Here is a 13,546-nt window from a genome sequence, read left to right on the forward strand (position 1 = left end):
CCTTGATTCGGCTCAAGCGGCCCAGGGCGTGTTCAGTGCTCCACCACGTAGCGCCCGGGCGCCGCGCCCAGGCTGGGGAAGGACTTGGTGGCCGCCGGACGTGCCTCGACCAGTTCACCGCAGCGCGGCTTCAGCCAGGCCATCCAGTCTTCCCACCAGCTTCCCGGGCGCGCCTCGGCGCGCTCGCGCCAGGCTTCGGCGGTTTCGTTGCCCGGCGTGTCGGCCACCCAGAATCTGCGCTTGGGCGGATTGACCGGCGGGTTGACGATGCCCAGGATGTGCCCGGAACTGGACAGCACGTAGCGCTTGGGCCCGGCGACGTGGCGGGTGACCAGGTGGGTCTGCTGCCACGGCGCGATGTGGTCGTCCTCGGCGGACACGGCGTACAGCGGCTGCACGATGCGCCCGAGGTCGAGCGGCTGGCCGGCCACGGTCAGCGCGTCCTTGTGCACCAGGTGGTTGTTCAGGTACAGCTCGCGCAGGTACCAGGCGTGCATGCGGTAGGGCATGCGCGTGGTGTCCATGTTCCAGTACAGCACGTCGAACGGCGGCGGCTTCTCGCCGTACAGCCAGCCGTACACTACGTAGTGCCAGATCAGGCTGTTGGAGCGCAGCAGGCGGAACGAGGCGGCCATGTCCTTGCCGTCCAGGAAGCCGGTACGCGCCATCTTGTCGGTGAGGTAGCGGATGCTGGCTTCATCGACGAACACCTCGATGTCGCCCGGCTTGTGGAAATCCACCAGGGTGGTGAACAAGGTCCAGTCCGCCACCGGCATCTCTTCCGGCCTGAAGCGCCGGTTGGCCCAGGCCATGTACATCGCCAGCGCGGTGCCGCCGATGCAGTAGCCTGCCGCATGCACGCGCGCCGCGCCGGTGAACTTGCGCGCAGTGTCGATGATGGCGTGCACGCCATCGACCAGATAATCGTCGAAGCCCACGTCGCGCATCGAGGCATCGGGGTTCTTCCAACTGGTGATGAACACGTCCAGCCCCTGGTCGAGCAGGTAGCGGATCATGCTTTTCCTCGGCACCAGATCGAGGATGTAGAACTTGTTGATCCACGGCGTGACGATGACCACCGGCTCGGCATGCACGCGCGCCTGCGTGGGCGCGTAGTGGATGACCTCCAGCAAGCGGTTGCGGAACACCACCTCGCCCGGCGTGGTGGCGAGGTTCTCGCCGACCTTGAAATCCTCCGGCGAGGTCATGCGCACATTGCCGGCCTTCATGTCCTCGAGGAAATTGCGCAAGCCCTTCACCAGGCTTTCGCCCCCGCTTTCGGCGGCCTTGCGCATGGCCACCGGGTTGGTCCAGAAGAAATTGGTGGGCGCCACCATGTTGAGCCACTTGCGCCACCAGAAGGCCGCGCGCCGACGCTCCTTGTCGGACAGCCCCGGGGTGTCGTAGAGCATGTCCTGCAGGTGGTGGGTGAAGGCCAGGTACCACTCCTTGACCAGATCCCAGCTGGGCGAATCCGTCCATACCGGGTCGGCAAAGCGCGTGTCGTCGGCATGCGGGGTCACCGGGTCCTCGCTCGGCAGGCCCAGCGCCCGCCGCCAGGTGTGCGCCTGCAGGCGCCACAGGTCGGCGGACAGGCTGGCCATGCGCACGGACAGTTCCTGCGGGTGCGCCAGCCAGGCAAGCTTGGCGTGCACGATGGGGGCGGTCATGCCCAGCGGATCGATACCACCTTCGACCGTATCGTGAATCTCGCGCAAGGCCTTGCGGATGGTTTCGGGCGGGGTCGGACTCGTGGAATGCTTCATCGGCTCACCTCCTTGCGGACCAGGGACGGCGCTCGGGCCATCCGGCCGATCATGCGCTACGCACGAGGGGGATGGCAATCGGCGCATGTCACGGTAATTCGTAGATTTCTCCGGCCACCGGCACTTCGACCCCGTTCCAGCCGAGCGTCCCGCCGATGGCGCCGGCCAGGGCCTCGGCGACGCTCTGTTCGCCATGCACGACGAAAGTGCGGCGCGGCGGCGGGCCGAAGTTGCGCAGCCAGTCGAGCAGCGCGGGCTGGTCGGCATGCGCCGACAGGCCGCCGATGGTGTAGATGTCCGCACGCACCGGAAAACGCTCGCCGAACAGGGTCACCTGCCGCGCGCCATCGACCAGCCGGCGGCCGAGCGAACCGCCGGCCTGGAAGCCGGCGATGACCACCGAACATTCCGGGCGCGGCAGGTTGTTGCGCAGGTGGTACTTGATGCGCCCGGCGTCGCACATGCCGCTGGCGGACAGGATCACCAGCCCGCCGCGCCGCTCGTTGAGGGCGATGGATTCCTCCACGTCCTGCACGAAACGCACGTTGATCCGGCCGGGGTGCTGGCGCGCCCAGGCCATCAGTTCGCCCGTCTCGCGATCCCACAGTTCATCGTGGCGCATGGTCAGTGCAGTGGCGGCGGAAGCCATCGGCGAATCAACGACGATCTCCAGCGGCCCCACCCTGCCCTGCCGCACCAGGTTGGCGAGCACGAAGATGACTTCCTGCGTGCGCCCCACGGCAAAGGCCGGAATGATCACATTGCCGCCCTTGTCGCGCAGCGTGCGGTTGAGGGCGCGGCACAATTCGTTCTCGGTTTCGGCCATCGAGCGGTGCGCCCGATTGCCGTAGGTCGACTCCACGCACAGGTAATCCGCCTGGTGGAGCACCGCCGGATCGCGCACCACGGGGCGCATCGGCTGCCCGAGGTCGCCGGAGAACACCAGGGTGCGCGGCCGGCCGCCGGTGCGCAACTCCAGTTCGATGATCGCCGAGCCGAGGATGTGCCCGGCCTCGTGGAACGTGCAGCGCACGCCGGGCGCGGGCTCGAAGGTCTTGCCGTAGGGCTGCGGGCGCAGCCGCTTCAGGCTGTCGAGCGCCTGGGCCACGGTATACAGCGGCGCGGCATCCCAGCCCCTGCGCAGGTGGCGGGCACGCTCGTGGCGGTTGGCCCATTCGGCTTCCTTCTCCTGGATATGCGCCGAATCCAGCAGCATGATTTCCAGCAGATCCACCGTGGCCTCGGTGGCATGCACCGGCCCGCGATAACCCAGCGCCACCAGGCGCGGCAGCAGGCCGGCGTGGTCGAGGTGGGCATGGGTGAGCAGCACGAAATCCAGCTCGCGCAGGTTGAAATCGAGCGCGTGCAGATTCTTGCGCGCCGCGCTGCGTCCGCCCTGGAACAAGCCACAGTCGATCAACCCGACGCCACCGTCGTACCACAGCTGGGCGCAGGAACCGGTCACCTCGCCCGCCGCCCCATGGAAGCTCAATCTCATCCAGGCCTCTCCCGCAACGCGCGCCGGGCCTCGGTCGCCCGGCGGCCGGCACGCTCGGTATAATGAATCACCACAGTCAGCGTAAGGATACACCGCCATGTTCAAACACCTGCTCGTACCCACCGACGGTTCTCCGCTGTCGGACAGCACCGTGGCGCGGGCCGTGGCTTTCGCCCGTGACGCCGGCGCGCGGATCACCTTCTTCTATGCCCAGCCGGACTTCCCCATGCCGATCTACGGCGAAGGCGCGCTGATCGACCCGACCACGCCCGAACAATTCGCCAAATCCACGGAGGAAGAGGCGCAGCGCATCCTGGCCCAGGCCAAGGCCGCCGCCGAGGCCGAAGGCGTCACCGCGGGCACCGACACGGTGGTCAATGAGGTGCCCTACGAGGCCATCATCGACGCCGCCGACCGCCTCGGCTGCGACCTGATCTTCATGGCCTCGCACGGCCGTCGCGGCATCGCCGGGCTGTTGCTGGGCAGCGAGACCCAGAAGGTGCTCACCCACAGCAAGACGCCGGTGCTGGTCTACCGCTGAGCATCACCGCGACGCCTGCATTGCGGTGCGTGGACAAGGCCTCCCCGAGCGGGAGGCCTTGTCGTTTTCGGGGGACGGTTCAGCCGCGCAGCAGCGCCGTGAGCCAGTTCCCCAGATCGCGCAGCTCCGGCAGGCATACCTGATGTCCCATCGGATAGGTGTGCCACGCCGGCCGCAATCCGCCCGCCTCCAGGCAATCCCTGGCGGCCCGGCCGAGGGCCGGCGAGACGACTTCATCCTCGTCGCCGTGTGCGGCGAACACCGGCAGGGCCGCGTGCTGCGCGAGGCAGGTCAGCAGCCCCGGACTGGGGATGTAGGTGGATAAGGCCACCACGCCCGCCACCGCTTCCGGCCGGCGCAACGCGGCCGTGTAGGCCACCGCGCCGCCCTGCGAGAAGCCGGCGAGAACGATCCGCGCGGCGGGGATGCCGCGCTCCGCTTCGCGGGCGATCAAGGCTTCCACCGTGGCGCACGATTCCAGCAGCCCGGCATTGTCGATGCGGCGCTCCTGCGGGCTGAGGCTGAGGATGTCGTACCACGCGCGCATCACGTAACCGCCATTGCAGCTCACCGGCCGCAGCGGCGCGTGGGGAAAGATGCAGCGCAGGGCCGTGCCCGCCGGCAGGCCCAGTTCATCAATGACCGGCACGAAATCGCTGCCGTCCGCGCCCAGTCCGTGCAGCCAGATCAACGCGTGGGTCGGCTCACCGGCGGTTTCCAGTTCGATACGGTCGGGCAGGAATTCGGGACGCATGTGGACTCGGTTGTATTGGGCGGATATTGCTGAAATAGGAGACCGTCTGGCACAAGGCCTCGTGGCCGGCGTCGGGCGGTCGTTCTCACTGGGCGCCGTAAGCATAGCTCTCGCCTGCGCGCTTGCGCCACATCACCCGCCTCGACAACCGCGGGGGCATTGCCTGCGGAACGCTTGCAAAGCTGCGCAGACCTGCGAACCTCATCCCGCCCGGAAAGACAAAACCCCCGGAGACCGGGGGTTTGTCATCGACTCAAGGCCCCGATGCCAGCGGGCCGTCGCCGTTCAGCAGAGCGTACCGCGAGAACTCACGGTGCGCACCGCCATGCCTTGAAGCTTAGTTGCTCTCCGCGTTCTTGGCGTCTTCGGCCATCTTGCGCACCGCGTAGCGGTAGATGTACGCACCCATCACCACCACAAAACCGATGGTGAACAGGCTCAGCAGGCCGATGTCCGTGGTCAGCAATTCATTCAATGCCATGGCGAATCTCCTTTAACAAAGGACGGTTAGGAACTGGTTGGATCGATCCTGATTTCCGTCTCTGTCGGGAGGTACGCGGCCCCGTTCATTCTCCAGCTGCGGGACTCATCTTCTATCTGGAACAGCCATCGCCCCTTGCTCAGGGGTTCGATGACCCCGGCGAATACGCCGCCGTGGCGGCGCAGCACCAGTTCCTGGTCCATCCCGCCCCGGGTGGGATGGGAAATGGTCAGGCGGATCACATCCGGCACACTGGCCGCATCCGTGGCGTTCAACTCGACGCGCAGCACGTCATCACGAATCGTCATGGCGGCATTCAGCCCGAGCGTGCCGGCGAGCGCCAGACGGTCGATGGTCATGACGATCGCCCGCCCTTCCTTGTAGTAATCATCGACCACCAGACCATCCCAGGTCTTGATCGACACGGTGAGAAAGGCCACCCCGACGATGATGGAGGTACCCGGAATGGCCAGCAGGAACCAGGGCCAGAACTGCTTGTACCAGGGCTCGGGCTTGGTGGGGGAGGAAGTGGAAGTGGCGAGCGTGTTCATGGGTCAGTGAGGCATCAGGAAGGTGGTTTCTTCACGGACGGCGACCGAGGCATCGTCGGTGGCCTGGACGTCGAAATGCAGCTTGTTGGCTCCCGGCTTGCCGGAACTCGGCGGCACCGCCACCTGCACGGTGACGGCCTGGGTGGTGGCGGGCGCCACCTCGACCCGGCCGGTGCCGCGGATGACCGCGCCATCCAGGCCACCCACGCGCACTTCGAAACTGCGCGGCCCTTCGGTCATGTTCATGACCTGCAGGCGATAGACGTTCTCGATGGTGCCGTCGGCCAGTTCGGTGGCCAGTGCGGCACGGTCGCGGATGATGTCGACCCGCAGCGTGGAGCGGGTTGCCAGCCCCCAGGCCAGGGCCACGCAGAATGCCGCCAGGATACCACCATAGATCAGTGTACGCGGACGCAGCACGTGCAGCAGGATCTCGCGCATGCCCCAGTGCTTCTTCAGGGCATTCTCGGTGGAATAGCGGATCAGTCCGCGCGGGTACTGCATCTTGTCCATGACCTGGTCACAGGCGTCGATACAGGCCGCACAGCCGATGCATTCGTACTGCAGCCCGTCGCGGATGTCGATGCCCGTGGGACAGACCTGCACGCAGATGCCGCAATCGACACAGTCGCCCTTGCCCTCGGCCCGGGGATCGATGCCCTTCTTGCGCGTGCCGCGCGGCTCTCCGCGCTCCTCGTCGTAGGTGATGACCAGCGTATCGGGGTCGAACATCACCCCCTGGAAGCGCGCGTACGGGCACATGTACTTGCATACCTGTTCGCGCAGGAGGCCGGCGAACAGGTAGGTGAAGCCGCCGTAGAACAGGATCCAGAACAGTTCCCACGGACCGAAGCTGAACGTCACGGCCGACTGCAGCAGTTCGCGCAGCGGAGAGAAATAGGCCACGAAGGTGAAGCCGGTCCACAGCGCGAACAATGCCCAGACCGCGTATTTGGAGCCGCGCCGGAACAGCTTCTGCCCGCTCATCGGCGCCTTGTCGAGCTTCATGCGGGCATTGCGATCGCCTTCGATCTTCTCCTCGATCCACATGAAGATCTCGGTATAGACCGTCTGCGGACAGGCGTAGCCGCACCACAGGCGCCCAGCGATCGCGGTGAAGAAGAACAGCGCGTAGGCCGAGATGATCAGGATGATGGCGAGGTAGAACACGTCCTGCGGCCAGAACACCCAGCCAAAGACGTAGAACTTGCGCTCCACCAAATGGAACAGGACTGCCTGTCGGTCATTCCAGACCAGCCACGGCAGCCCGTAGAAAAGCAGTTGAGTGATCCACACCAGCGCCCAGCGCCAGTTGGCGAACATGCCACTGACCGAGCGGACCTGCAGTTTCTTGCGTGCGGCGTAGAAGGTGTCGTTGCTATTGTCGGGCGGTTTGGGGGAACCGGCCGATTGGGGCTTGGGGTTTGTGCTGTTCATGATCGCTTTATTAGTAGATTCTTATTGTTCTACTTTGAAATATCCCCGGGGTTTCCCCCGGGGATGGAAGCTTCTAGCACTGACTAGGCCTTACTGGCCCTTGCTGAGGCTGATCACGTAGGCAGCCAGGATGTGCACCTTGGCTTCGCCGAGGAAGTCGGCAAAGGCGGGCATCTGGTTCTGGCGACCGTTGGTGATGGTCTCGATGATGGTAGCTTCGGACGAACCGTACAGCCACGCGCTGTCGGTCAGATCGGGCGCGCCGAGCAGGGTGTTGCCGGTGCCGTCGGCCTGGTGGCAGACCACGCACTGCTGGTCGAACAGTTCCTTGCCGCGCTGGGCGCGCAGGGAATCATTCGCCAGACCGGAGAGGGAACGCACGTAGTTGGCGACGTCCTTGATCTCCTCGCCGCTCAGAATCGAGCCGAAAGGCGTCATGACGCCGATGCGCCCGTGCAGGATGGTGGTCTTGATGGTTTCCGGCTCACCGCCCCAGTTCCACGCGCTGTCGGTCAGGTTCGGGAAGCCTTTGGCCCCCGTACCGGCAGAACCGTGGCACTGCGCGCAGTAGGTCAGGAACATGCGTTGACCCATGGCGTTGGCTTCCGGATCGGCGGCGACCGCCAGCAGATCCTGCTCCTGGAAGCGGGCGAAGATCGGACCATACAGCTGGTCGGCGCGGGCCACTTCAGCCTCGTACTGGGCAATCTGCCCACGGTGCTGGTTGGTGGTGCCGAAGCCCGGGAAGATCGCCAGATACACCACGGAGAAGATCAGGGTGGCCCAGAACAGGTACAACCACCAACGCGGCAGCGGGTTGTTGTACTCCTGCAGCGTCTCATCCCACACGTGGCCCTGCACCTCGACCTTCTCGGGGCGCTTGGTCATGTTGGCGACCAGGACAACTACACAGAACAGCAGGCTCAGGGCGACGAGGCCCATCACATACACGTTCCAGAAACCGCTAACAAAGTCAGCCATTTGTATTTCCTTCCTTGCCTTGCCGGTCCTCTTGGACCGGCGGATCGTCATCGGTCAGAGGCAGCCGCGCCGCTTCGTCGAACCCCGCCTTGGCATGCTTGCTCCAGGCCCAGATGCAGATGCCCACGAAGCAGACAAAGCCGACGACGGTGACCAGAATGCGAAAATCGTTCAGTTCCACGGCGCTTCCTCAACCCCTTACCTTACGTTCTGCAGCGCGGTGCCCAGACCCTGCAGGTAGGCCACCACAGCGTCCAGCTCGGTGAGGCCTTCCACCGCGGCCGGGGCGGCGGCGATCTCTTCCTCGCTGTACTTGTGCAGGCCGACCAGATTGAGCGCGCGCATCTTGGCCTGGATGTCGGCGACCTTGGCCGGGCGGTCCAGCCAGTAGTAGGCCGGCATGTTGGATTCCGGCACCACGTCGCGCGGGTTCAGCAGGTGGATGCGCTGCCACTCGTCGGAGTAGCGGCCACCGACGCGGGCCAGATCCGGACCGGTACGCTTGGAGCCCCACTGGAACGGATGGTCGTAGATGAACTCACCCGCCACCGAGTAGTGGCCATAGCGCTCGGTTTCGGCGCGGAACGGACGGATCATCTGCGAATGGCAGTTGTAGCAGCCTTCGCGGATGTAGATGTCGCGACCGACCAGGCGGACCGGATCGTAGGGCTTCACGTTGAGCGTGTTGCCCTTCTGGTCGATCGCCTGGGTGGTGGACTTCTGGAAGAACAGCGGAACGATTTCCACCAGACCGCCCACGCTGACGGTGAGCAGCGTGAGGACGATCATCAGGAATACGCTGCGCTCGATTTTCTCGTGCTTCGATTGAGCCATGTTGGTATCTCCGATTAGGCGTGAGCGGCAGCGGGAGCCACGACCGGGGCGTTGTATGCCTTCTGGCCGGCGATCGTCTTCACCATGTTGTAGAACATGATGAGCATGCCGACGAGGAACAGGGCGCCGCCGACCAGACGGATGGTCCAGAACGGATAGCTGGCCTTCACGCTTTCGACGAAGGAGTAGGTCAGGGTGCCGTCGGCGTTGGTGGCACGCCACATCAGGCCTTGCATCACGCCGGCGATCCACATGGAGGCGATGTAGAGCACCACGCCGATGGTCGCCACCCAGAAGTGGGTGTTGATCAGCTTGACGCTGTACATCTCGGCCTTGCCGTACAGGCGCGGCAGCAGGAAGTAGATGGAACCGATGGAGATCATCGCCACCCAGCCCAGCGCGCCGGAGTGCACGTGGCCGACGGTCCAGTCGGTGTAGTGCGACAGGGCGTTGACCGTCTTCACGGACATCATCGGGCCTTCGAAGGTCGACATGCCGTAGAACGACAGGGAGGTGATCAGGAACTTCAGGATCGGATCGGTACGCAGCTTATGCCAGGCGCCCGACAGGGTCATGATGCCGTTGATCATGCCGCCCCAGGACGGTGCCAGCAGGATCAGCGAGAACAGCATGCCGAGGGACTGGGTCCAGTCCGGCAGCGCGGTGTAGTGCAGGTGGTGCGGACCGGCCCACATGTAGGTGAAGATCAGCGCCCAGAAGTGCACCACCGACAGGCGATAGGAATACACCGGACGATCGGCCTGCTTCGGCACGAAGTAGTACATCATGCCCAGGAAGCCGGCGGTCAGGAAGAAGCCCACCGCGTTGTGGCCGTACCACCACTGCACCATGGCGTCCTGCACGCCGGCATAGGCGGAGTAGGACTTGGTCAGGCTGACCGGAATGGCGGCGCTATTGACGATGTGCAGCAGCGCGACGGTCAGGATGAACGCGCCCAGGAACCAGTTGGCGACGTAGATGTGCGAGACCTTGCGCTTGACGATGGTGCCGAAGAACACGATGGCGTAGGACACCCACACCACGGCGATCAGCAGGTCGATCGGCCATTCCAGTTCGGCGTATTCCTTGCCGGAGGTAAAGCCGAGCGGCAGCGTGACGGCCGCGAGCACGATGATCAGCTGCCAGCCCCAGAACGTGAACGCAGCGAGGCCGGGGGCGAACAGCGGAGTGTGACAGGTCCGTTGGACGATGTAGTACGACGTGGCGAACAGCGCACAACCGCCGAACGCAAAGATCACCGCATTGGTATGCAGCGGACGGAGCCGTCCATAGGACAGCCATTCGTGAACGCTCAATTCGGGCCATACGAGCTGTGCTGCGACGATCACGCCGACCAGCATGCCCACAATGCCCCACACCACCGTCATGATGGCGAACTGGCGCACGACTTTGTAGTTATAAGTCGCTTGCGATTGCATGAGTCACCTCTTTGATTGAAAACCCCTTGTAGATCCCTCCGACTTCGCGGCACCTACCCGGAAATCGACCGGGGGAAGGATACGCCGCGAACGGAACCTGAACTTGATGCAGATCAACATTGTATTGCACCACGATGGGTCATGAAAGCGCGCTCACTTGCGCGAGCCGGCGGGGCCGTGGACGAAAAAAAAGGGTGCGTGTCAAACGCACCCCCAACCCCAACAGAGAGACAAAAATCCGGTAAAACAGACCCGCCGCCCGAGGGCCGCGTGCCGTGAATAACCATGCGCCCAGTGTGCCTTAATCCTCGCCCCCCGCGTTGACCTAGATCAAATGCGCGGAGGTTCCCACCTTTGCGGCGGATTTCGTCTATTTGTCTTTCGGCGGATCCTCCGGATTTCCGTCGTCCTGCGGAGGCGGATCGCGATCGTCCATCAGCAGCCGGTACGCAGGCCCCTCCATATCGTCGAACTGCCCGGAACGCACCGACCACCAGAAAATCAGGCCGATGACGAACACCAGCAGCACCGACAGCGGGATCAGGATATAGAGACTGCCGATCAAGCCTTCCATCTGTATTCCTCAGCGCGGCGGATTGCCAGGCACGCGTTGCAGGCGCAGCGCATTGACCACCACCAGCAGCGAACTCGCGGCCATGCCGATGCCGGCCATCCACGGCGTGATCAGCCCCATCATCGCCAGCGGCACCGAAGTGAAGTTGTAGGTGAACGACCACCACAGGTTCTGGCGGATCACCGCCAGGGTGCGCCGCGACAGCCCGATGGCGCGCGACAGGCCGCTCAGGCTTTCGGAGAGCAGCACCACGTCGGCCTGGTTGCGCGCCAGATCGGTGCCGCCGCCCATCGCCACGGACACATGGGCCTGGGCCAGCACCGGCGCATCGTTCACCCCGTCGCCGACCATCGCCACCAACGCCCCGGGTTCGCGCTGGCGCGCTTCCACCCAGGCCTGCTTGTCCTGCGGCGTCATGCCGGCATGCGCCTCAACGGCGCCCACCCGCTTCGCCACCGCGCCCACTGCTGCGGGCGCGTCGCCCGACAGGATCGCGGTCGGGATGCCCTCCTGGGCGAAACGCTGGAACACCATCGGCGCGTCCTCGCGCAGCACGTCGGCCAGCCGGAACAGCGCGATCCAGCCCTGCACGGAGCCCAGCGCCACCACGGTGCCGCCGCCGGCCTCCAACCTGCCCACCAAGTCGGGCACCGGCACGCCGCTCAATTCGGCGACGAAGGACGGCCGGCCGATGCGCAGCACCTGCCCTTCCACGCGCCCTTCCACCCCCTGCCCCGTGACCGCGCGCGCCTCCGCCACCGCTGGCAGTTCGAGGCCTTCGGCGGCCAGCCGCACCCCGGCGGCCACCGCGTGCTCGGAAGCCTGTTCGAGCGCGGCGGCCAGTGCGCGCGCGCGCGGCTCGCCGCCCGCATCCAGCACCTCGACCGCGTCGACCTGCATATGCCCGTACGTCAGCGTGCCGGTCTTGTCGAACACATAGCGGTTGGCGCCGGCGAGCGCCTCGATGGCGTGCCCGCGGGTGATCAGCACGCCGGTGCGCGCCAGCGCGTCGGTGGCCACGGTGAGCGCGGTCGGCGTGGCCAGCGACAGGGCGCACGGGCAGGCCACCACCAGCACGGAGACGAACACCCACAATGCGCGCTCCGGATCGATGAACTGCCAGCCCACGTAGGTGACCGCCGCCAGCACCAGCAGCGCAACGATGAACACGCGCGCGACGCGGTCGGACTGCGTGGCGATGCGCGGCTTTTCCGCCGCCGCGCGGTCCATCAGTTGGCGGATGGCCGCCAGACGGGTGGAGTCGCCCACCTTGCGCACCTCGATCAGCAGCGGGCTGGCCACGTTGATGCTGCCGCCAGTGACTTCCACGCCCGGGCGCTTCGCCACCGGACGGCTCTCGCCGGTGAGCAATGCCTCATTGGCCTGGCTCTCGCCCTCGGCCACCACCCCGTCGGCGGGAATGACCTCGCCCGGACGCACGCGCACGCGGTCGCCGGGCACCAGTTGCGACACCGGCACCTTGTCGACCTCGCCGCCGGCGCCGATGCGTTCGGCAAACACCGGCAGCACCTTGCCCATTTCCTCCACGCCGCGCACCGCCTTCTGGCGCGCCAGCATTTCCAGGTAGCGCCCGCACAGCAGGAAGAACACGAACATGGTGACCGAGTCGAAATACACTTCCGGCCCGTTGGACAGCGTTGCCCACACACTGGCCAGGAAGGCACTGCCCACGCCGATGGCCACCGGTACGTCCATGCCCAGGCGGCGCAGGCGGAAGTCGCGCAGCGCGCGCTGGAAGAAGGGCGCGGCGGAATAGAGCACCACCGGCAGGGTAAGGATCAGGCTGGCCCAGCGCATCAGCAGCTCGATGTCGCCGGTCATCTCGCCCTCGCCCGCCATGTATACCGGCACGGCGTACATCATCACCTGCATCATGCCGAAGCCGGCGACGAACACCCGCCACAGCATGGAGCGGCGCTCGCGGTGGGCGACCTGCTCGGAGCGCTCGGCGTCGTACGGATAGGCACGGTAGCCGATGGCCTGCACCGCCGCGAGGATGTCGGAGAGCTTGATCTCGCGCTCGTCCCAGCGCACCCGCGCGCGCCGCGTGGCGTAGTTGATGTCGATGGCGCGCACGCCGGGCTGGCGCGCCACGTGCTGCTCGTTGAGCCACACGCAGGCCGCGCAGGTGATGCCTTCGAGGATCAGCGAGGCCTCGCGCTCGTGCTCGCCCACCGGGCGCACGAAGCTTTTCTGGAAATCGGGGTGGTCGAACAGGCCGAGTTCCTGCAATTCCTCGGGCATCGCCTCGCGGCGCGACTCGGGCATCGCGTCGCGATGGCGGTAGTACTCGGTGAGCTGGTTATCGACGATGGACTGCGCCACCGCCTCGCAGCCCGTGCAGCACATGCGGCGCGGTTGGCCGTCGATGCGCACGTAGTGCCGGGTTTCCTGGGGAATCGGCAGACCGCAGTGGTAACAGTCGGGATCTTCCCCGGCGGCAGCGGCGGGGTCGGCAGGCGGAACGGTTTCGCTGGCTGTGTTCATTGAGGGGGAAGATGCGCCCGGACCGGCACGAGGCAAAAAACCGGGTCGGGAAAATGGAGAAGCGCACTTTTAGCACATTTCCAAACCCTGACCAATGTGCGGCCGCAAAGGTTCGCGCAATCCGGCGCGGTGCGCGCATGCCCCTCCCCGCCATACCACCCTCGACGCACCGGCACGCCGGG

Annotated in this window: 13 protein-coding genes; 1 reads left to right on the forward strand and 12 read right to left on the reverse strand. The window is 65.6% G+C overall.

From position 1 onward, the window contains the following. Positions 1-32 precede the first annotated feature (32 nt). On the reverse strand, positions 33-1,670 hold the full coding sequence (locus E6C76_RS09830; protein WP_136348187.1) for a PHA/PHB synthase family protein: 1,638 nt from the start codon (positions 1,668-1,670) through the stop codon (positions 33-35). Between the two features lie 184 nt (positions 1,671-1,854). Further along, positions 1,855-3,264 carry an MBL fold metallo-hydrolase RNA specificity domain-containing protein gene (locus E6C76_RS09835; RefSeq protein WP_136348037.1) on the reverse strand — a complete coding sequence of 470 codons (1,410 nt, stop codon included), beginning with the start codon at positions 3,262-3,264 and terminating at the stop codon, positions 1,855-1,857. 97 nt (positions 3,265-3,361) lie between these two features. Here E6C76_RS09835 and E6C76_RS09840 point away from each other — a divergent pair, with 97 nt between their 5' ends. Continuing rightward, entirely contained in the window at positions 3,362-3,805 is a 444-nt protein-coding gene (locus tag E6C76_RS09840) for a universal stress protein (RefSeq protein WP_136348038.1), read from the forward strand. A gap of 79 nt (positions 3,806-3,884) precedes the next feature. Here the strand turns inward: E6C76_RS09840 and E6C76_RS09845 are convergent, their stop codons facing one another. The 10 genes from E6C76_RS09845 to E6C76_RS09890 form a co-directional block, all read right to left on the reverse strand. Beyond that, entirely contained in the window at positions 3,885-4,559 is a 675-nt protein-coding gene (locus E6C76_RS09845) for an alpha/beta hydrolase (RefSeq protein WP_136348039.1), read from the reverse strand. 337 nt (positions 4,560-4,896) lie between these two features. After that, complete coding sequence (locus E6C76_RS09850; RefSeq protein ID WP_136348040.1) at positions 4,897-5,040, reverse strand: DUF3149 domain-containing protein; 144 nt, start codon at positions 5,038-5,040, stop codon at positions 4,897-4,899. Positions 5,041-5,066: 26 nt separating this feature from the next. Beyond that, entirely contained in the window at positions 5,067-5,591 is a 525-nt protein-coding gene (locus E6C76_RS09855; protein ID WP_136348041.1) for a FixH family protein, read from the reverse strand. Between the two features lie 3 nt (positions 5,592-5,594). After that, on the reverse strand, positions 5,595-7,028 hold the full coding sequence (gene ccoG / locus E6C76_RS09860) for a cytochrome c oxidase accessory protein CcoG (protein WP_136348042.1): 1,434 nt from the start codon (positions 7,026-7,028) through the stop codon (positions 5,595-5,597). A 90-nt stretch (positions 7,029-7,118) separates the two neighbouring features. Next, a complete protein-coding gene (gene ccoP, locus E6C76_RS09865; RefSeq protein WP_136348043.1) occupies positions 7,119-8,009 on the reverse strand; it encodes a cytochrome-c oxidase, cbb3-type subunit III in 891 nt (296 codons plus the stop codon). After that, positions 8,002-8,190 (reverse strand): cbb3-type cytochrome oxidase subunit 3, encoded by a 189-nt coding sequence (locus E6C76_RS09870; RefSeq protein ID WP_136348044.1) that lies wholly within the window; start codon positions 8,188-8,190, stop codon positions 8,002-8,004. The genes ccoP and E6C76_RS09870 overlap by 8 nt, the downstream gene beginning before the upstream one ends. A 17-nt stretch (positions 8,191-8,207) precedes the next feature. After that, positions 8,208-8,843 carry a cytochrome-c oxidase, cbb3-type subunit II gene (gene ccoO, locus E6C76_RS09875; protein WP_136348045.1) on the reverse strand — a complete coding sequence of 212 codons (636 nt, stop codon included), beginning with the start codon at positions 8,841-8,843 and terminating at the stop codon, positions 8,208-8,210. A gap of 14 nt (positions 8,844-8,857) precedes the next feature. Further along, complete coding sequence (gene ccoN, locus E6C76_RS09880; RefSeq protein WP_136348046.1) at positions 8,858-10,282, reverse strand: cytochrome-c oxidase, cbb3-type subunit I; 1,425 nt, start codon at positions 10,280-10,282, stop codon at positions 8,858-8,860. A 370-nt stretch (positions 10,283-10,652) separates the two neighbouring features. Further along, on the reverse strand, positions 10,653-10,844 hold the full coding sequence (ccoS, locus tag E6C76_RS09885; protein ID WP_136348188.1) for a cbb3-type cytochrome oxidase assembly protein CcoS: 192 nt from the start codon (positions 10,842-10,844) through the stop codon (positions 10,653-10,655). Between the two features lie 21 nt (positions 10,845-10,865). Next, positions 10,866-13,364 carry a heavy metal translocating P-type ATPase gene (locus E6C76_RS09890; RefSeq protein ID WP_136348047.1) on the reverse strand — a complete coding sequence of 833 codons (2,499 nt, stop codon included), beginning with the start codon at positions 13,362-13,364 and terminating at the stop codon, positions 10,866-10,868. Between the last annotated feature and the right edge of the window lie 182 nt (positions 13,365-13,546).

Source organism: Pseudothauera nasutitermitis (assembly GCF_004801295.1).
GTDB lineage: Bacteria > Pseudomonadota > Gammaproteobacteria > Burkholderiales > Rhodocyclaceae > Pseudothauera > Pseudothauera nasutitermitis.